This is a genomic window from Microvirga sp. (genome assembly GCF_014699075.1).
In the GTDB taxonomy this organism is placed as follows: domain Bacteria; phylum Pseudomonadota; class Alphaproteobacteria; order Rhizobiales; family Beijerinckiaceae; genus Microvirga.
In genome coordinates this window covers 419,796-438,775 of sequence record NZ_JACXAB010000004.1, presented here as the reverse complement: position 1 = coordinate 438,775, position 18,980 = coordinate 419,796, and the positions used below count along the sequence as shown (strand labels likewise).

Sequence of the window (18,980 nt, the reverse complement as noted above, 5' to 3'; positions counted from 1 at the left end):
GTAGCTCTCGGGCGCGAGGCGATCCGGCAGAGCTACAGCGTGCAGTTCGTCACGGCGGCCACCTTGGTGGCGATGCTCGCCAAGGCCCATGACGATGGCGTGCTCGACAGGCAGCTGACGATCCTGGCACGGCCGAAACTGCTGATCATCGATGAGCTCGGCTATCTGCCGTTTGAGGCCAACGCGGCGCACTTGTTCTTCCAGCTGGTGTCGCGCCGCTACGAACGCGGCTCGATCCTGATCACCTCCAACCGCTCCGTGGGCGAATGGGGATCGGTGTTTGGGGATGCCGTTGTAGCGACGGCGATTTTGGATCGCCTGCTTCATCATTCGACGGTGATCACCATCCGCGGCGACAGCTATCGGCTGCGCGAAAAGCGCCGATCCGGCCTGCTGCAGAAGGTTGGAACGGCGCTCGAACCAGAGGGAAACGCAAAGCAATGAGAGGGGGTCAAATCTTAGTTCGCCCAAGGGGTCAATTCTTCGATTCGCTTGACACCACGGGCTGCCCGGCGCGCTACACCCCTGCCGACCAGCTCGACGCCTTGGTCTGGGATGATCTGTGCCACCTGCTGAGCGCCCCCGAGCCACTGGCTGAAGCCGTGGCGCGGGCCCATGGCGGTGCCTGGCTGCCGCAGGAATTGCTCGCCCGTCGCGAGACGCTGCGCCGGGCCCAGGCCCATCTGTCTCAGCAGATCGAGCGCCTCACCGATGCGTATCTGCGGGCGGTCCTGCCGCTTGGCGAGTATGAACGGCGGCGTCGGGACCTGGAACAACGGATGCAGGCGCTGGCCGGTCAGGAGGAGCTTCTGCACAACGATGCCCAGCGCCAGCAGCAGCTTGCCGGCGTGGCGGCCTCTCTGGAGGCCTTTCGCGAGCGGGTGCAGCACGGGCTGGTGAATGCCACCTTTGAGCAGCGTCGGCAGCTCATGCTGTTGCTGGTTAACCGGGTCGTCGTCACGAACGACGAGGTCGAAATCCGGTACGTGCTGCCCACCAGCCGCGAGAGTGAGCACGTCCGCTTTTGTCATCTTCGTAAAGACTACTTCCACCACCCAGCGGCGCGGCAGGAGCACGAAGCCGCGCTTGGCCTCAGGCAGTTTGACCACCTCCAGCTCGATCCCGTGCTCGCGGGCTGCGGCTGCAGGTTTCTCGCCCGTATAGCCCTGATCGACATAAGCCAGATCAACACTCTCGCCAGTGGCGGCTTGCCCGGCTTGGGCCAGCTGTCCCACCTCGACTCAATCATCAGCTGTAGCGGGGGTGAGGTGAGCGGCCAGGAGGTGATCGAAGGTGTCCACTCCCATATGTAGCTTGGAGCCCTTCTTGCAGATTCCGATTTCATTCGGCCAGGGATTCCGAGATGAAGCCGGCCGCGATTCCGATCAATCTCCGGCCAGCGTTCCGAGATCAATCCGGCCACCATTTCGATCATTGTCCGGCCAGGGGCTGAGACAGCGTCGAGGAGTGTTCCCAGGGTCCGCCGATCAGGCATGAAAGCTCCTTTGTTACGAACAAGGAGCGGCTATGCCGGCAAAGAGAAGGCTGACCATGAGAGCCATACGTCACATCCTGCGCCTGCACGCCAGCGGCGCAAGCGACCGGTCGATCGGACGAACCATCGGAGCCGCACGCTCCACCGTGCAAGACACCCTCAAACGGGCCAAAGCCGCCGGGCTGACCTGGCCTGTGCCCGCCGATCTTACTGATGCGGTGCTGGAGCAGCGCCTGTTTGCCAGGAGTGGCGTCAAGACCGGTCTGCGCCGGCGACCAGAGCCGGATTGGGCTGCTCTCGCCCGGGAGATGAAGCGCCCGGGCGTCACGATGACCATCCTGCACGAGGAGTACAGGGCAGCCTACCCCGAGGGCTACGGCTACTCGCGCTTCTGCGACCTGATGCGCGAGTTCGAGCGCCGCCTGTCGCCGACCATGCGCCAGAACCACGTCGCCGGCGACAAGGTCTTCGTCGACTACTCGGGCAAGAAGCTGCCCATCGTCGATCCTGCCACCGGCGAGGTGCGCTATGCCGAGATCTTCGTCGCGGTCCTCGGCGCCTCCAACTTCACCTACGCCGAGGCAACCTGGACCCAGACCCTGCCGGACTGGATCGAGGCGCATGTGCGGATGTTCCGCTTCTTGGGTGGCGTGCCAAGGCTCGTCGTGCCGGACAATCTCAAGAGCGGCGTGCACAAGGCGTCCTTCTACGATCCCGAGCTCAATCGCAGCTACGGCAAGCTCGCGGCTCACTACGACGTCGGCATCCTGCCCACCCGCAGCCGCAAGCCTCGGGACAAGAGCAAGGTGGAGGTGGGCGTGCGCTTTGCCCAGTTCTACATTCTCGGGCGTCTGCGCAACCACACCTTCTTCTCGCTCGCCGAGGCCAATGCCGCCATTGCGGGAGTGGTCGAGCGCATGAACGCCGCGCCCCTGCGTCGCCTCGGCATCAGCCGGCGCGAACTCTTCGAGACGGTGGAGAGACCAACCCTCGCGGCCCTGCCGGCGCAAGATATGAGTTCGCGCAATGGCAGTTCGCCCGCGTTGGGCTCGACTACCACATCGAGGTGGACGGCTTCTTCTACTCCGTGCCCTTCGGCCTCATCGGCGAGCAAGTCGATGTGCGCCTGACGCAGCGGACCCTCGAGGCCTTCCACAAGGGCGAGCGGGTGGCCGCCCACAGCCGTCGCTATGGCGGACAGGCGCATGGCACCAAGCCCGAGCACATGCCGGCCTCACATCGGCATTATGCCTCCTGGTCGCCGCAGCGCTTCCGCTCCTGGGCCGCTTCGTTCGGCCCCAACACCGAGATGCTGATCGGCGCCATCCTGGCCTCCCGCCGCCATCCCGAGCAGGCTTACCGCACCTGCATCGGCGTGCTGCGCCACATGCGTGGTCTGACCAAGGAGCAGGTCGAGGCGGCATCGGCCAAAGCCCTGGCGAACAGGGCCTTCTCCTACAAGGGCATCGTCTCGCTGCTCGATGCCCGCGCGAGCCCTGAGCCTGCGTCCCCCGAGCGTCCTGCCATCACCCACCGCAACATCCGCGGACCGGGCTACTTCCACTGAAGGAGACGACCAGCATGTTGACCCATCCCACTATCGAGTTGCTGCACGATCTCGGCCTGCATGGCATGGCCAAGGGCTTCAAGGCGCTCAGCGACAATCCTGAGGCACCGGCGCTGGGCCATGCCGAATGGCTCGGCCTGATCCTGGATCACGAGGTGACGCTGCGGCAGCAGAAGCGCTTCGAGACCCGGGCCCGCGCCGCCCGGCTGCGCCATCCCGCCAGCATCGAAGATGTCGACTTCCGAGCCCCGCGCTCTCTCGACCGGGCGTTGTTCCTCAAGCTGTCGTCGTGCGACTGGATCCGCGAGCGGCGCAACCTGCTGATCACCGGCCCGTGCGGCGTTGGCAAGAGCTGGCTCGCCTGCGCGCTTGGGCACAAGGCGTGCCGCGAGGACCTGTCGGTGCTCTACCATCGTGTGCCGCGGCTGTTTGCGGCTCTCGCCCTGGCGCGCACGGAGGGCCGCTATGCCCGTCTGTTGCGGACGCTGGCGCGGGCGAAGTTGCTGGTTCTGGACGATTGGGGCCCGGAGCCGCTCACCCCTGAACAGCAGCGGGATCTGATGGAGATCGTGGAGGACCGGTATGATTCCGGCTCGCTGCTGATTACCAGCCAGGTGCCGGTGGAGAAGTGGTACGAGATGATCGGCATTCCGACGCTGGCGGACGCCATTCTCGACCGGGTTGTCCACAACGCCTATCGCCTGAGTTTGACGGGCGAGAGCTTGCGCAAGACCCGCGCGCTCGACGGGGCGGCTTGACCTTCGCGGGAGTGTCACTCACGTTGCAACACAAGGACCCAGGGACCATCCTCAGGTGGCCGACTTCAGATCGGAATCATGGCCGGCTTGAAATCGGAATGCATGGCCGACATCGCGTCGGAACAACTGGCCGACTTCGTCGGAATCCGCACCTTCTTACGCTTGGCGCCATCATAGCCGGCGCGAGCGCCACTCTCAGGGCTGGAGCGCAAGGTGTGGCTGTCGAGCACAGCAGCTGAGGGCTCCTCGCTGCGCCCAACCGCCAGGCGCAACACGGCCCGCAGGTTGTGTGCCAACTCCTCGAAGCAGCCCGTGCTCAGCCAGCACTGCGCGTGCTGGTAGACAGCGGTCTAAGGTGGCAGATCGTTGGGTATCCAGCGCCAGGGTGCACCCGTTTTGATGTTGTGGCGCAGGCCGTTGAACACCTCGCGCAAGGAGTGCTATCGCTGGCCCGCGTGTTCGGTCAGGAGCGTCAGGTAGGGCGATACCAGCGCTTATTCCTCGTCAGACACATCGGACGGGTAAGGTTTGCGAGCAGAGGTCATCTTGCCAGAACCGCAATGACCTCAAGACGGGTCCATAACAGCCTCTAGATGCCGTAATGGGGCTGCCGCTCATGCAGTAGCGGAGCGGGGTGGCTCTCCCTCAGAGTGATGGTGTTGAAACAGGGTCCGAGCGGATCGACCCCAAGTATCATGAGGGACAGCCATGGACTAATATGCCGGAATTGACGCGTCGTTGGAACTCAGCAGCGTCTGTATCCTCAATGCCTCAGGGCAGATCGTCCGCGAGGCAAAGGTCGCTAGCGAGCCTGAGGCGCTTGCCATCTTCCTCGCCAGCCTGAACCTGCCGCTCACCCGCGTTGGCCTGGAGGCTGCTCCCCTGTCGCAGTGACTGTATGCGGGCGTTGTGCAGGCCGGGTTCGAAGTCGTGCTGTTGGAGACCCGGCCTGTGAAGGCGGCACTCTCGGCCATGATCGTCAAGACCGACCGCCGCGACGCCCGCGGCATCGCCCAGTTGCTGCGCATGGGCTGGTTCCGCCCCGTCCACTGCAAGTCGCCGCCGGCGCAGGAAGTTCGGGCCCTGCTTATGGCTCGCAAGCAGCTGCAGGCCAAGATGCGCGATGTTGAGCTCAGCCTGCGTGGTCTCTTGCGCGGCTTCGGCCTGAAGGTGGGCGAGATCCGCAAAGGACAGTTCACGGCTCGAGTGCGCATACTCACAGCCGGCCATGCGATGCTAGAGAAGATTGCTGAGGCCATGTTGCAGGCCCGAGAGGCTCTGCAGACGGAGTTCGCCCGATTGCATCGGGCCATGCTGCGCATCGCCCGGGAGAACGAGGTCTGCCGGAGGCTGATGAGCGTGCCAGGCGTGGGCGCTCTGATTGCGGTGGCCTTCACGTCTGCGGTGGACGACCCTGAACGCTTCGCCCGCTCGCGAGCCGTGGGGGCGCACTTTGGCCTGAGGCCGAAGAAGTACCAGTCGGGCGAGACCGACATTACCGGGGCAGTGAGCCGGGTGGGCGATCTGATGGTGCACGCGGCGCTGTATGAGGGCGCCCACATCCTGCTCACCCGCGCGGTGCGCTTCTCCGCGCTCAAGCGCTGGGCGCTGGAGGTGGCCAAGCGCCGGGGCATGCGGCGCGCCAAGGTGGCACTGGCCCGCAAGCTCGCCGTGACGTGTTAGACAATGGTGCAAGGTTTGCGATCAGCTTTGTCCATACAGTCGCTCGCAAGGCTCTCCGGCGGCACACGACAGGTCCTGCGTTAAACCCTTCAACGGCTCTGGACAAACCAGGCCGATGAAGGACGAGGACTGCCATGGCCAAGCTTTGCAAGCGGCGCCGCCCCTTGCGCCTTGAGATCGGCTTTGATGTCAGACGGGGCAGTCGGGACGTCATGGGATGTGCCTACGAGCGCCTGCTGACCGTGCGCACCTGTTCGCTGCCATCAAGGACACAGGCCGCCCTTTCCGAGGGAGCATGCGATGAGAACGCCACACCTGAAAGCCGTTTCGGCCCCACAGATCCTGCAGGTCGCCCTCTACGCCCGGGTTTCCTCCGACCAGCAGGCTGAACATCACACCATCGACAGCCAGTTGGCGGAGCTGATCGCACGGGCGCAACAGGACGGTCATGCTATGGGCCGTGGCTCACGTCACTACTTACGGCTTCACCGCGTCCATCGTCCCGGCGACGGGACCTCAGGGGAACAGGACGAAAGCCGCCGCGTTCCGAACGCTTGCTCCTCCTATGCGGCAGCTCCCTGCTGGCCCCAGCGGAACGTGGTGCCGTCGATCCACATCCGGTGCAGGATCACGACGTGTTAGACAACGTCCTATGTGGGGAAGCAGCAGTGGCACTGGGCCAACAGATCTCAGCACGCCGACTGGCTTGATCGGCGCTTCAGGTAGAGTGAGCCAGGTGGCTTCCACCGTCAACGGGATTGTTCTCTCCCATAGCAAACACAGGATCCAGCGGTCACAGCCGTGGTCCTCACCGTCCTCAATACGAGATACACCCCAGGTGGAAGGCCCAAACATTATCTACAGGGTCGCTGGCGCGCCCTCACGGCCCGTACAAAGAGAGGTCCTTCCACCCGGCACCGGACGCTCAAAGAACGGCCGGTATTCTGTTCCGCCCTTGATCACCGCGTGCACCACACGGGCCATCTTGGCGGTCAAGGCTGTCACGGCCTTGCGGCGCAGATCGGCATCGTGGCGATCGCGCGCGGTATAGCGGCCGAGTTTATCCCGAAAGCTGTTGTCGCGCTGGCGCATTGCCACCTGGGCGGCCATCCACAGCGCCCGCCGCAAGCGGGCATTGCCGTACTTCGACAGCTTGGTGCGGCCGCGGAACGTGCCCGACTTGCGGGTGGCCAGATCAAGGCCGCAGAACTTCAGGAATTGACGATGGTGCCCGAAGCGGCGCAGATCACCGGCTTCCGCCAGGATCGTCAGGGCATGGATCGGCCCGATGCCCGGAACCGTGCGCAGCCGCCGATAGTCGGCATGATCAGCAAGCATCGCATGAGCCAGATCCTCGATCTGATCCCGCTGGCGGATGAGGCTGCGTGCTTCGGCCAAGACCATGCGGAACATGGTGATCGCCGCCGAGCCTTCCGCCACCGGCAGAGCCGTGGAGGAACGTGCGGTCTCGTAGATGTCGTTGAGCAAGCGAGCCTTGGAAACCTTCCGGCCGATCACGGGCCATGCCTCCTGCACGAAGCTGTCCCGATCCAGATCCACGATGCTGGAGGGTGTGGGAAAGCGTTCGAGCAGCGCCAGGAACCAGTCGGAGCGGCTGTTGCCGGCAAAGCGCTCGACCTCGGGAAAGTACAGGGGCAGGTAATGGGTCAGGATCCGGTGCCAGGTCTCGGTCTTGGCTTTGGAGATCGCCTCGTGGGTGTTCGACAATTCCTGCAGGTCGTTGATCCCGGTCGCCAAGGGATCGACATAGCGCTGGGTCGCGCCGATCCGGATCATGTGCAGGATCACCTGTGCGTCCTTGGGATCGTTCTTGTCCCAGCCGTTGTGCAGCGCCTCGCGGGTACGGGCGAGCGCGACAGACGAGACCAGCCGCAGCTCGAAGCCTGCTGAGAGCAGGCGGTAGGCGAGCCCGCGGTGGTAATCGCCTGTGGCCTCAAAGCCGATGAGCACCGGGCTGCCGTAAGCTGCCAAAGCCTCGACGAGGCGGTCATGATCCACCTTGGTGCTCAGGATGGTAAGCCGCCGGCGTCGGGCCTGACCGGGAGCCTCAATGAGCACCTCGTGGCGGTGCTTGGAGATGTCGATCGCTACAAGAGTGGCAGGAGCGGGTGTAGAATTGAGCTCGGTCATGGTCGGCTGGCCTCCAGCGTGTGTTCAGCGACATCACTGTGAGACCTGCTGGCTGGCCATGACCACCCCGGGTAGCGCGGCTGCGCAACCCGGACCAGCTCCGCCGCGCTGCTTCCCCATGTACTATGGTGCAAAGTTCGGCCGGTTTCAGGTGGACCTGAGAAGCCGGGATCAACCCGGAAGGCTGGTGGGGGAGATGCTCGCTACGAGATCGATGAGGAGGCGGCGCGGATCGTGCACCAGATCTTCACCTGGGTCGGGCACGAGCGCTTGACGCTGGCCGGGGTCTGCCGGCGCCTGCACGCCAGCGGGATTCCAAGTCCGACCGGGCGGCGACACTGGAGCCGGGCGATGATCCATAGCATGTTGCTCAACCCTGCCTATGCGGGACAGGCGCTTTATGGCCGGCGCCAGAGCGTGCCGTGGCGGCCGCCGCTGCATCCGCCGCGTGGCCACGATGGCCTGCCGCGGCGGCCCTGGCGGCAAGTGCCAGCCCCAACTGAGCGGCACATCAGCATCGCGGTGCCGGCGATTGTCGGCGACGAACTCTTCGCGAGTGTCGCCGAGCAACTGGAGACAAGCCGCAAGCGCAATCGCGAGCGGCTTGCGGGCGTCCAGTATCTGCTGCGCGGCCTGCTGGTCTGCCAGAAGTGCGGCTACGGGTTCACGGGCCACCACCATCGGGGGCAGTGGCGCTACTATCGCTGTTGCGGCACCGACCGCAGCCGCTTCCACGGGGCATTCCGGTGTGATGCCCGGCTGGTCGCCACGGAGTTGCTTGATGAGGCGGTGTGGCGTGAGGTCTGCCGTCTGCTAGCCGATCCGGCACAGGTGATCGCCGAGTATCAGCGGCGCCTGGATGCCGTGCAGGCTACGCCGCATCGGCTCGAACTCGATGCCCTTGACCGTCAACTCGCCAAGGCTCGCCGCGCAACCGAGCGGCTGATCGACAGCTACACGGAGGGGCTGATCGAAAAGTCCGAGTTCGAGCCGCGCCTGACCGCGTTGCGCCGCCGGACAGCCCGGCTGGAAGCTGAAGCCAAGGCTCACCAGGAAGCGGATGAGCAAATCCGCTCGCTGCACCTTGTCATTGGGAAGCTGGACCTGTTTGCCGCGATGGTGCACGATCGGCTCGCGGGTGCGGATTGGGCGACATCATCTGTACGCTCGTCAAGCGCATCGAGGTGGCCGATGATGTTGTTCGGGTGATCTCACGCGTGATGTAGCGGTAGCCGAAGGGTGCACGGGACAGGACACTGACGGCGCCGGTTTGAGCGCGGTGGCGCTTGCCGCGCCGGCTGCGCTCCAGCACTTTGGCTCTTTCGTACTCGGCGAACATGCCCTGGAGCTGCAGCAGCAGGCTGTCCTCGGGTGTGGATCCGATTGGGCGATTGAGGAAGATCACCTGCGTGCCGGCATGGGCGAATTCTTCGAGCAGCAGAACCTGATGCGCATAGCTGCGGGCGAGACGATCCGGGGCATGGACGTAAACGAGATCGACGGCCGACAGCGCCACGAGATCGCGCAACCGCTCCAGAGCGGGACGGATCAGGCTGGCGCCACTGTGACCGTTGTCGATGAACCGCAGATCGTCCCGAATACCAGCCCCAGAGCCGTGAGCGCCTGCCGGAAAGGCGCGCTGATGCTGTAACCGGCATCGGCCAGAACGGCCCCAAACCTCACCCCGGCTTGCATGACCCGCCGCAGTTCCGCTAATGCGATCTCCGGCTCGGAGCGTTCCGTCCGGAGCGCCTCAGGCACGCCGGCGTGTTGCAGGCACTCGGGATCCTAGATCCAGGTCTCAGGCAGAAACAGCCGCAGCATGATCGGGACCGGCACCTCATGTTTGGCAAGCGTCAGCGAGACCCGGCGCTGGGCCAAGCGCGTCACGCGTCTCTCGGCGTCGCACGATCTGAGAACCGCCTCCGCTTACATCTTCGGAGCGATCTGCCCAGCCCAAGGGAAAGGCGCCGGATTGGTCTGGACTTCTCGCTGGTGAGTTTCCATATTATTTCAAATATCCGCGATGACAGTTTTACGAACGCTCGGTATCCCGAGCCATGCTTTTAGAGAGCGAAGCCATGGTGGCAGGGAACGGTAATGGCTATACTTTGCTAAGATCTCGCCCAGGTCTCCATAACCGTAGCGGGCATGTTTCTTGAGGTTGACCCGGGTAACGACTGCGCTGACAAGCTCATCAGCCGGCTTGAGTGGGGTTCCTGCTGATCGTAGCAGGTGTAGTGCATTTTGGGCGAGCTCGCGCCTTGTCTGACCCCATTGAACGACGAAGAGCATTTTATCTGCCAACGTCGCGAGAACGCGGGCTTCGGCAGTAGAAAGCAGGGGTGGGCTATCGATCACGATGAAATCGTATACTTTTCGAAGCTCCTGCAAGAGGGGCTGAAGCTGCCCGCCAGTGAGGAGAGCCATGGGATCTCCTTTGATCCGCGATAACGAAAGATGGTCTAGACTGATTTCGGAAATATGCTGAATGGAAGCCCCCAACAACAGGTTGGAGGAATGCGCGATGGTTTTTATGCTCTTTGCTTCGAAGACTAGCTCTCGCATGGTCGCGGGGTGGCGTAGGTCCAAATCAATAAGCACTGTGCGTCTTCCAAGGCCCGCGGCATATACGGCTAGACTAACCGCGAGCGTTGTTTTTCCCTCTCCCGGAACGCTGGAACTGACGAGGACTACTTTGTTGGGGCCTTGAGTTGATGTGAGCTGGAGACCAACCGCAACGGATCGTATAGCTTCGGCGTAAGCAGAAAATGGATTCTCCCGAAGCTGCTGATGGGGACGCAGTTTCTTGGTAATCCGCAATTGCGGGATGAGGCCAAGGCAGGATACGCCCAATGCATCATCAATCTCTCGTTCGCTTCTTAGGCTATGGTCAAGTCGCTCCAAAAGAAGCGCTAGCATACATCCGCCAACCAGAAATAGAATCAATGCTGGGGGAATGAACAGGACCGGATGGTAGGAACTGGGTCGCTCCGGAGGAGGAGCAGCGGAGCTCACACGTATGTCAGGGTTAAGGATTTCGCCAGCTTCGGCAGTCTCTCTCGTGCGAACCAGCATGGCGTTGTAGAGTTGTCCTGCAGCGTTGGCTTCACGCTCAAGATCACGCAATCGAAGGTCGGACTTCTGCGTTTCCCTACTAGCCTCTTGCACAACGGCGAGCCTTTGCTCCATTGATTGAATCTGAGTCTCTATGCTCTTGATATCACCCTCGAGACTTACGCTAATACGGATAGCTTCTCCGGCGAAATTGTTACGAACCTCTTGAACTTGGGCCGGTGTCGAAGGCACTCGTGACTCTGCACCAGCTAGCCCGCCTGAAGAAGCAGACTCGGCACGTAGGAGGGCTAACTCCCGATTTCGCAGTTCAGTGAGCGACAGAAGATTGACCCTTCGTACCAGTTCATCGTTACTGGAGCCTTGGCGCACCAGACTACGGACAGCATTGAGCTGCGACTGCCGTCGAATAAGGTCAGACCGCATAATCGCAAGCTGTCGGGTTAGATCAGCAACCTGCTGTTCAATTAGATCAGATCGATTGGTGCCTTGAGCCCCGTTCTCGATCCGATGCTCAAGAACGGCTGCCTCTGCACGCTCTACATCTTTCTTTAGCACGGGAAGGCGATCACCGAGCCACTCCAACTCACGTTTATTATCTTTGTGTTTCTGCTCAGCTTGATCTGCAACGTATAACTGCGCTGCACGGCTTGCAACAAGTGCAGCTTGCTCCGGACTTGTCCAGGTGAACCTGACAGCTATGACGCGAGATCGCCTCTGCCTGGCTACATCCAAGTTGTGCTGCAGTTCCCTCAGGTTCAATGTTCCGTCGAACGTGGCCAATCTCTGCATGGACTGTTGGCGGCCTGAGAGCTGACGAAGGGTTTCTTTGAGCGCTTTCACACTCCAGTTCACAAATTCAGATATACTGCCTCGCTCGACCAATTGACCAGCAGCCCCCATATTCTGGTTGTGACCACTTTGACTATGATCGTTCGCGAGACTTTCCAGCACATGCTGCAGATGGTCAGGTGAAGAAAGCAACGCGACATGAGTATCGATCAGCGTCTCCTCCGCTTCAGGATCCGTAGCGCCGGCTCGATTTCCAAGCACTCCTGCTTGACGAGGCGTCACCACGAGCTGAACCTCAGCCGTGTACTTCGCGGGAAGCGAAAACCCTATGACTGTAACCAGCAATGTTCCGCAGAGAGCCAGCGACAGGACCAGCACCATTCGTCTGCGAATGATGTTTACAAGCTGCCGAAAGCTGAAATCAGAATCCATATTCAATTCACTCCCCCAATATCAGCCTGTGGAACACCACCAAAGGAGGTCATGCTCGTAGTAAGAACAGCTCTGAAAAGCCGGAAGAACACGGAACGATCATCGTGTTCTTCCTCGCTTTCTAAGCATGTTGATTTGTGATGTGGCAGACACAAGACTGAGAGCAATTGCGAACCAAAAAATAGGTTGTCGTACAATGAAATGGAACATTCCGAAGGCGAGTAGGCAGCAGATCAATGTTGCCAGGCCTGCACGATGAGCTCGTAAAGTGCTGATAACCGTAAGAGCGCAAAGACATAGAAAGTTCAGAACCATGAGCAGACCTCCCTGCGTGAAAAGATCGAGGAACGTGTTGTGAGCCTCGAAGTTCGGAGCCACGCTCGGATCCGGGTTTTCTACTCCTCCAGGCTCATTCTCAGTGCCAAAAGTCGCAGCAATAACAGGGGGCACAACCAAATGCGGTCCTGGACCCAATCCCAACATTCCTGATTGCAATCCTCGCTTTACAGCCTGCGACCACAAGTACATTCTTAAGGACGCATCCTCCTTCAGCCCCTCATCACTCTTGCGGAAGATGCCATTCAGCATGCCCTGCCCTTGACCAAGGAATGATGTTGCGATCGGAACACTCAATGCGAGTGTCACCGGAAGCAACATCACCAATGTCCACGCGAAGCAGGTGCGAATCATCATGCGCTGATCCCATACCTGTAGCCACCTGAATACCTTTAGCACCGAGAAGATGAGGCTCCCTCCTATCAAAGCTACAAAGAATGCATCGCTCTTGGTCAAACGGCCGACAATGGCGGGTAGAATCATGCAAAGCACTGCAAGGATACGAGTGCTCATGCGACGACTTGTTTCTGCAAGATGCACAGACACAAGCGTAAGAACGAGGCACAACAAGGCAAGAGTATTTGGAATTGCCGTCCAGCCGCGAAAACGATCCCACCACCAGCCATCAATACTAGTTATATCAATAACACCGTACCCATCGGCGAGCATAAGCAACAAGGACAAGTTGCCTATGGCTACGACTAACCAAGCAACCCGCTGCAGGCGCGCGACCGCGCCAGGTTCGACAACAAGGAGACAGCTTGTAAAGATCATAAAGCTGTAGGCCATCATATCGTGACGAACCCAACGAGGGTCATGCTTGTCATTGATCAAAAGGGCAGTGAGCGCGCCAAGACATTGCGCGATGACGAACACACACCAGAACGCCATGAGTTTGGAAAGTGCTGGTGTCAATGGCGGCCCCAGTTGAATGACTTCGCGGACAGACATGAGCCCAATCCACAAAGCCAATAACGACTCTCCCGGACCAAGGGGCATACCGGGAAGGCGCAGTTGCGATGCTGTTGAGAGAAGGAGGCCGCACGTAAGAAGCACATCCATAACCACCGTTGAACTGCCCGCTTCCCGTGAGAGTGCTGCCTCAAGATGCCTCGTGTATGCGACATGCCTGTTGAGGAGCCCTGCCGCGTTCATTTGCAGTTCCGCAGTGTGTGCACAACGAACTTGTGTCGCCTAGCATGCATGCTCATGCGTGGATCTTCTGTTGGTGTTCAAAGCGTCCATTAAGGAGCTTAGAATACAAGGACGTATGATGTGCGACTATATGATCGAGGCTGAACTTCTGCTTGATTGTGTCAGAAGCTCGGCCCCCTAGAACTTGGGCCATCTCACGGTTATCCAAGAGATCGAGGATTTTAGAGGCCAGAGCCTTGGGGGAATGGGGTGGAACTAAATAACCGTTCCACTGGTCGTTAATTACATCACGACATCCCGGCATGTCGGTCGTGACGATTGGCAGTTTGGCTAATGCCGCCTCCATCAATGCCCGGGGGATGCCCTCGCGAAACTCTGTCGGGAAAGCGAACACGTTGGCTATGCGGAGCATAGACGGAATATCCGAACGGGGCCCGACCGCCTTCACATAAGGCTGGTGCCGATCCAGCTCAGCCTGTGTCACTGCAAGAGGTCCCTCACTTTCCCTAGGTCCTACGAGAAGGAAGCGCACGTTTGGACGAGCAGCATGCACTGTGGCTGCAGCTTTGAGTAATGTTAGTATTCCTTTATGCCGCGTCATCCGCGAGACTGTCATGACAATCGGCTCATCTGATACGCCAAGTGTTTCACGAAGCTCTTTTGGTGAACTTCCGGCATTTGCCGCCTGCTCAAATCCTCTGATGTCTACGCCTGAACCTGGAATGACGACAGCATCTCCGCGCCCAAGCATTCCATGCCGCCGGAAGAACGAGAGATCATCGCTATTCTGAAACACCGTTGCGGCTATAGAGCGTGCTGCTAACCGGTGCAGGATCCGGTAGACAGGCCGAGCCGCGAGTGCCAAGGGGGATCGGGATGAATAGATAAAATTCAATCCATTGATGGTACGGATCACTTGAATCCCCGGTGTAGCTCGAGCAGCAAGTGGGAGAAGCAGGTTAGGTTTAAGATCGAAGCTCTGGGCGATATCTGGCTGCACCTCTGCAAGAAGACGGGGCAGCGTTCTAAGAGCATCCATATCTGCCCGAGGGCTTACGAAGCGATCGAAACGAAATGGGCGAAAGTCTATCTGTGCTCGTGAGAAGGGTGTAGGATCGCCACTGCCAACAGCTGTCACCCTGTAGCCGCAGCGGCGTAGGGCCAGAATAAACGGGATTCGGAGGTGATGATCCTCTCCTCCGATCAGCATAACATGGGGCATCATGGCAATGCCCCTTCAACACGGCGGCCAACGAGGGGCAGCGCTGGAATGGGCGCAGCTGCACTCTTCCGAGTATCGAGCAATTCACAAATTGGGATCCAATTTACATCGCGGACGAGTGCTGAAAAGCGAGCCTCGCAACGCTGAAGGTTTACCCGCTGACGGAAATTCGTGGTAGCCTTTAGCCCAGTCGGGCGAGGCTGTAGAGGATCGAACTCCCATGGATGGATGTAGAAAACATAAGGCCGTCCAGATCTAAGGATTGCACGGACACCTTGTTTCCAGACTGCATAAGGGAGAAACCGGAAGTAGCCACCGCCTCCCCACGGAATACCACGCTGCCCAACTGGAATACACGAAACGCAGACTTCGTAGAACCCATCCCTTATAGCCACGATGGGAGTGCGAGTTTCGATTCCGTCCAACTTACCGTATCTGTCATGCGCGATCGTGGGAACAGCCGATGAATCGTACGTGAAGCCCTCCTCTTGGAGTATCTCGATTGCCCATTCTGTGATAGAGAAGCAAGGCGCTCTATAGCCGAGCACTGATTTTCCAATCAGATCTTCAAGGTGCTTCTTCGACCGTGTTATATCTGCGCGGAACTGCTTTGGTGTTAGCGAGTAAACGAGCTCATGCCCATAGCCGTGAGACGCCACCTCATGGCCCATTGATGCGATCTGATGGACCAGCCCAGGACATCTCTCGGCAACCCAGCCCAGCACAAAAAATGTCGCACGAGTTTTGCGCGCATCGAGAATATCTAGAATGCGCATTGTGTTCCGCTCTACTCGCAGTTCACAACTGTCCCACCTATCGCGCTCGATGACGCCCTTCATGTTCTCGGTTTGAAACCAGTCCTCAACGTCGATAGACATGGCCGCATGACTGTCAGGATGCTGTTTATGGCTTGAGTTCACGACAGATCGCCTCCTCGCAAACGCCACCTGCGGCAAACCACTCAGTATCGACCCGTATTGCGAGCAGGAACTTTTCGGAAAACCTTGAGTCGTACCAAGTCAGCATTTGCATATATTGTTATGATGTATGGCCGCCCCTAGGTTCCGACTTACGCTTTTTGCCAAGTGCACGGTTGCACCTACACCCATGTGATAACAATCGGCAGATCAGCGCTTTATGTAAAGAACCCATAAGGCGTAGTTCTCCTGAGATGTATCAATCCAGACCAGTGATTTCTATCATCTACACGGATCTCGCGCGGTCTCGGCCGATGCGCTCCGCCTCAAGCCGATTGCTTGAATACTTCACAGTATTTTCATCTCTGTAACAGCCTGACCTGAAGCTTGCAGTAATGGGTAGATGATAGAGGAGTGACATCAGCGTAACATACGATGGGCGCTTTCTCTTTAATCCAATGGGATACTTGATCAGGAATTTAATGATGGCTGTAAAGTCTGGCTGCGCGCAGGACACTAAATCTAGATCGCTGGATCGAGAGCATCATGCCGTTAAACTGGACGTTCGGTTGCATCAGCTCGGCCTCAAGATTTTCTACGCGCTAACCTTGCTTTTCAGCTCACATCTTTCTGCTTCATCCTATGATTCGACGGGATCTGCGAAGGTCGTGCCGATGCTGCGCATGACCCAGCCTGGCTATCTCGAACCTTTCAATGATCCTGCGTTCGGGACATCTGTTACACGCATCACAGATCCTGGGCAGCCAATGTTGCCGGAAGTAAAATGTGATCCAGTTTCTTGCCGGCATCGCTACTCCAGCGCACAGGCGTGGAACGCGGATCAAACCCTTATGGTGATTCCAAAGGGCTGTAATGGCATGTGCTTCCTGGATGGGCAGACCTACAAGCCGGCTTTCTATCGTCCCGTTCATAACGAATGCGAGTGGCACCCCTATGACGCCGCTCTTATGATCTGCATGGACGGGAAGGAGATATACGGGTGGAAGCCAAGGGATGATCTTCGGACCACGATTTACAAGCCGCATGACTACAAGGGTCTTCAGTTCGGCCCATCAAAAGGAAACATGTCTCTCGACGGCCACAAGCTTGTCGTTCGGGCTGTTAACAAGGTCGGATTAATGGTTGCCTTTGCATATGATATCTTCGAGCGAAGAAAGTATCCGGACATCCCAGTCGGAGGTCTTCCAGGCGTGAATGATTATTGCTCGATCTCACCTTCAGCCCAATATGTCCTTTGTGATCAGAGGTTAGTTAATCAGGACCGGTCACCTGATGCATGGCCCCCGGAAATTGATCAAGCTTTCATTTTCACGATCGAGGGAACCCAGGTTCAACATTGGATCGAGCACCATCGACCTGGACATGGTGACATGACGCTCGATCCTGACGGCAGCGATGTATTCATTGGCGTGAGCAAGGCCGAACCTGACAAATTTCACCTTATCAAACGTCGTCTCAAGGACGGTTTGGTGACTGAACTCGCCCCTTACGGGCAACATGAGCACTCCTCCGTTCGCAACATTAGGAGACCGGGTTGGGTGTTCGTAACCTATGTTGGAACAGAGGATCGCGCGCGCGCAGAACAAGGAGTTGTACCATTTTACCAGGAGATCATTGCAGTTCGTACGGATGGCAGCGGCGAGATCCGGCGCATAGCTCATACTCGTGGAGCAGCGCATAACTATACAAGCGAGCCGCATGCGACACCCTCTTCTGATGGATCGCAAGTTGTTTGGGCGAGCAATTGGGGGCTACCTGGTGGCCCAGTGTCCAGCTATGTGGCCAAGATCCTCTGGCCTGGACAATAATTAACAGTTCGAACTTCGCTGCAGACTCGACATCATCAGTTCCGTTATGGCCTGGATCAGCCATTGCACATCACGGCCGAGGAAAAGTGATGGCAGGATCCAGCAGAGAAGCGCCCCTAAAGAAAGATCAAAAAGGCCGACTTCGAGCAGAAAGACAATCGGAGGCACACTCTGGTTGCGCAGCCACTCAGCAAACATCCAGGTAGGGTAACTAAGCACCCCTGCCAAGGCCACGCCAGGCAAATGTGCTCCGGCAAACTCAGACCAGCGCATATTTGTCAGGTGAACACTCAGATGCGCCATCATGACAAAATTGGCGGTCATCGCGATCAGCACTCCAAGTGCAACTCCCTCAACGCCCCACTGCTGTCCAACTAGGGCCAAAATCAATACGCTCACCGCGAAGACTGCCTGTCGCCACGCACGCGCATGAACGGCTCCTGTTGCACGCGTTACCGAGTCACTCAACTTATCGCTCGTGCGGAATAGGGTTCCTAGAACAAGTGCTTGGAATGGAGGAACAACTCCAAGCCATTTAGGTCCCAGCAAAAGCAATACGATTTCTGGCGCCACAATGGCTAGGATCATACTTGCCGGCAGTACAAGAACAGCAGAAATAGCAAGACCACTTCGATATCCCCGCGCAAGGCGGGATGGCTCGAGTTGAACCTGTGCCATTGTGGGAAATAGGACGCTGTCCAAGATCCGGCCGACAAGCAGAGCTGGGGCTGTCATGAGTTGATAAGCATGTGAGTAGAGACCTAGGGCTTGGGAGCCCAACCATCTCCCTACGATGAATTGATCTCCCTGTTGTGCGAGGTAATTACCCAGCCGCGCCAGCGTCAGGCCGCTGCCGAAGTGCAGTAGTTCGCGAACGGTTCTCCAATCAAGCTGCAAGGCTTTAGGATGAGGCTGACGGACAAGAAGAACCAACGTTCTCAAGCTATGTTGAGTCACATGCGCTCCGGCTAAAGCCCAGACTCCGAGTTCAATCCATGCTAATGGAAGCCCAACTCCCACAAAGCCGATCGTGAAAGTTATCGCCTCCATCCGTGAAAGCCATCCGAAGCGAAGATCTCGCTGGACAAGTGCTTCCGCGACGACAGAAACGGCCTGGCATGTAAATACCAAGCTGGAAAAGCGCATAACTGAGGTGAGTTCGGGAATTTTGAAGAAAGCGGAAATGAGCGGCGCAGCAATCCAGATCAAAATCTGGAAGCCGATGTTTAAGAGCAGCGACAGTGTGAATCCAGTCCTCAGGTGGCGCTCTTCCAAAACCCGTCGTTGCACGATCGCCGAGCCGATGCCGAATTGTGAGAAGATGGACAACAAACCGGTTGCTAGGAGAGCCGCCGAGAACACACCGAAGTCGCCTGGAGTTATCAGGCGCGCCAACATGGTGATCGATAGGACCTGAACAATAGCTTGAGAGCCCATCGCAAAGGCGGTCCACAGCACGGCAGACAAGGCGTGCTTAGCCAGTCCTCTCCGTTCACCTTTCTCGTGACTCGGAGTGGTCTGGTCTGGCTCGCTTCTTGTCGCCGTATGCCGCCCTCCACTCATCTTAC

General features: G+C 58.8%; 13 protein-coding genes and 6 pseudogenes. 9 read left to right on the top strand and 10 right to left on the bottom strand.

Features of this window, described 5'->3' with window-relative positions; genetic code table 11:
* Nucleotides 1–444 (top strand): ATP-binding protein (locus IC232_RS09630; RefSeq protein ID WP_190844690.1); only part of this gene is annotated, 444 nt, incomplete at its 5' end.
* A gap of 578 nt (nucleotides 445–1,022) precedes the next feature.
* Here the strand turns inward: IC232_RS09630 and IC232_RS09625 are convergent.
* Nucleotides 1,023–1,328: pseudogene (locus tag IC232_RS09625) on the bottom strand (transposase); the annotation flags it as partial.
* Between the two features lie 223 nt (nucleotides 1,329–1,551).
* Here IC232_RS09625 and istA point away from each other — a divergent pair.
* From istA to istB, 3 genes are read left to right on the top strand one after another with little or no spacing between them, the layout of a single operon-like run.
* Nucleotides 1,552–2,625, top strand: coding sequence for an IS21 family transposase (gene istA / locus IC232_RS09620; RefSeq protein ID WP_246812115.1), 1,074 nt, complete (start codon nucleotides 1,552–1,554; stop codon nucleotides 2,623–2,625).
* Nucleotides 2,562–3,062, top strand: coding sequence for a Mu transposase domain-containing protein (locus IC232_RS32335; protein WP_409564898.1), 501 nt, complete (start codon nucleotides 2,562–2,564; stop codon nucleotides 3,060–3,062). Before istA ends, IC232_RS32335 begins: the two co-directional genes overlap by 64 nt.
* A 14-nt stretch (nucleotides 3,063–3,076) precedes the next feature.
* A complete protein-coding gene (gene istB, locus IC232_RS09615; protein WP_190844689.1) occupies nucleotides 3,077–3,820 on the top strand; it encodes an IS21-like element helper ATPase IstB in 744 nt (247 codons plus the stop codon).
* A 152-nt stretch (nucleotides 3,821–3,972) separates the two neighbouring features.
* Here the strand turns inward: istB and IC232_RS09610 are convergent.
* Nucleotides 3,973–4,311, bottom strand: a pseudogene (locus tag IC232_RS09610) (transposase); the annotation flags it as partial.
* A gap of 162 nt (nucleotides 4,312–4,473) precedes the next feature.
* On the opposite strand from IC232_RS09610, the pseudogene IC232_RS09605 reads away from it, so the two are divergent.
* Together IC232_RS09605 and IC232_RS32330 are read left to right on the top strand one after the other, a co-directional pair.
* Nucleotides 4,474–5,494, top strand: a pseudogene (locus tag IC232_RS09605) (IS110 family transposase); the annotation flags it as partial.
* A 309-nt stretch (nucleotides 5,495–5,803) separates the two neighbouring features.
* Nucleotides 5,804–6,145, top strand: a complete 342-nt coding sequence (locus IC232_RS32330) for a hypothetical protein (RefSeq protein WP_246812113.1) — start codon at nucleotides 5,804–5,806, stop codon at nucleotides 6,143–6,145.
* A 216-nt stretch (nucleotides 6,146–6,361) separates the two neighbouring features.
* Here IC232_RS32330 and IC232_RS09595 read toward each other — a convergent pair whose 3' ends face one another.
* A complete protein-coding gene (locus tag IC232_RS09595) occupies nucleotides 6,362–7,654 on the bottom strand; it encodes an IS110 family transposase (RefSeq protein WP_190844688.1) in 1,293 nt (430 codons plus the stop codon).
* A gap of 108 nt (nucleotides 7,655–7,762) precedes the next feature.
* Between IC232_RS09595 and IC232_RS32865 the strand changes: the two are divergent.
* Nucleotides 7,763–8,446: pseudogene (locus IC232_RS32865) on the top strand (recombinase family protein); the annotation flags it as partial.
* A gap of 295 nt (nucleotides 8,447–8,741) precedes the next feature.
* Here IC232_RS32865 and IC232_RS32860 read toward each other — a convergent pair.
* Entirely contained in the window at nucleotides 8,742–9,191 is a 450-nt protein-coding gene (locus tag IC232_RS32860; RefSeq protein WP_409564902.1) for a recombinase family protein, read from the bottom strand.
* Nucleotides 9,192–9,250: 59 nt separating this feature from the next.
* Nucleotides 9,251–9,529 (bottom strand): annotated as a pseudogene (locus tag IC232_RS09580) (transposase); the annotation flags it as partial.
* Between IC232_RS09580 and IC232_RS09575 the strand changes: the two are divergent.
* Nucleotides 9,519–9,635 (top strand): annotated as a pseudogene (locus IC232_RS09575) (IS630 family transposase); the annotation flags it as partial. The pseudogenes IC232_RS09580 and IC232_RS09575 overlap by 11 nt on opposite strands.
* 32 nt (nucleotides 9,636–9,667) lie before the next feature.
* Here the strand turns inward: IC232_RS09575 and IC232_RS09570 are convergent.
* From IC232_RS09570 to IC232_RS09555, 4 genes are all read right to left on the bottom strand, one after another.
* Nucleotides 9,668–11,953 carry a GumC family protein gene (locus IC232_RS09570; RefSeq protein ID WP_190844686.1) on the bottom strand — a complete coding sequence of 762 codons (2,286 nt, stop codon included), beginning with the start codon at nucleotides 11,951–11,953 and terminating at the stop codon, nucleotides 9,668–9,670.
* A gap of 99 nt (nucleotides 11,954–12,052) precedes the next feature.
* Complete coding sequence (locus tag IC232_RS09565) at nucleotides 12,053–13,240, bottom strand: O-antigen ligase family protein (RefSeq protein WP_190844685.1); 1,188 nt, start codon at nucleotides 13,238–13,240, stop codon at nucleotides 12,053–12,055.
* A gap of 256 nt (nucleotides 13,241–13,496) precedes the next feature.
* Complete coding sequence (locus IC232_RS09560; protein WP_190844684.1) at nucleotides 13,497–14,669, bottom strand: glycosyltransferase family 4 protein; 1,173 nt, start codon at nucleotides 14,667–14,669, stop codon at nucleotides 13,497–13,499.
* A complete protein-coding gene (locus tag IC232_RS09555; protein ID WP_210335293.1) occupies nucleotides 14,666–15,586 on the bottom strand; it encodes an XrtA system polysaccharide deacetylase in 921 nt (306 codons plus the stop codon). The genes IC232_RS09560 and IC232_RS09555 overlap by 4 nt, the downstream gene beginning before the upstream one ends.
* 482 nt (nucleotides 15,587–16,068) lie before the next feature.
* On the opposite strand from IC232_RS09555, the gene IC232_RS09550 reads away from it, so the two are divergent.
* Nucleotides 16,069–17,412 (top strand): hypothetical protein, encoded by a 1,344-nt coding sequence (locus tag IC232_RS09550; protein WP_246812112.1) that lies wholly within the window; start codon nucleotides 16,069–16,071, stop codon nucleotides 17,410–17,412.
* Here IC232_RS09550 and IC232_RS09545 read toward each other — a convergent pair whose 3' ends face one another.
* On the bottom strand, nucleotides 17,413–18,870 hold the full coding sequence (locus IC232_RS09545; RefSeq protein WP_190844711.1) for a lipopolysaccharide biosynthesis protein: 1,458 nt from the start codon (nucleotides 18,868–18,870) through the stop codon (nucleotides 17,413–17,415). It abuts the gene before it with no gap.
* Nucleotides 18,871–18,980 lie beyond the last annotated feature (110 nt).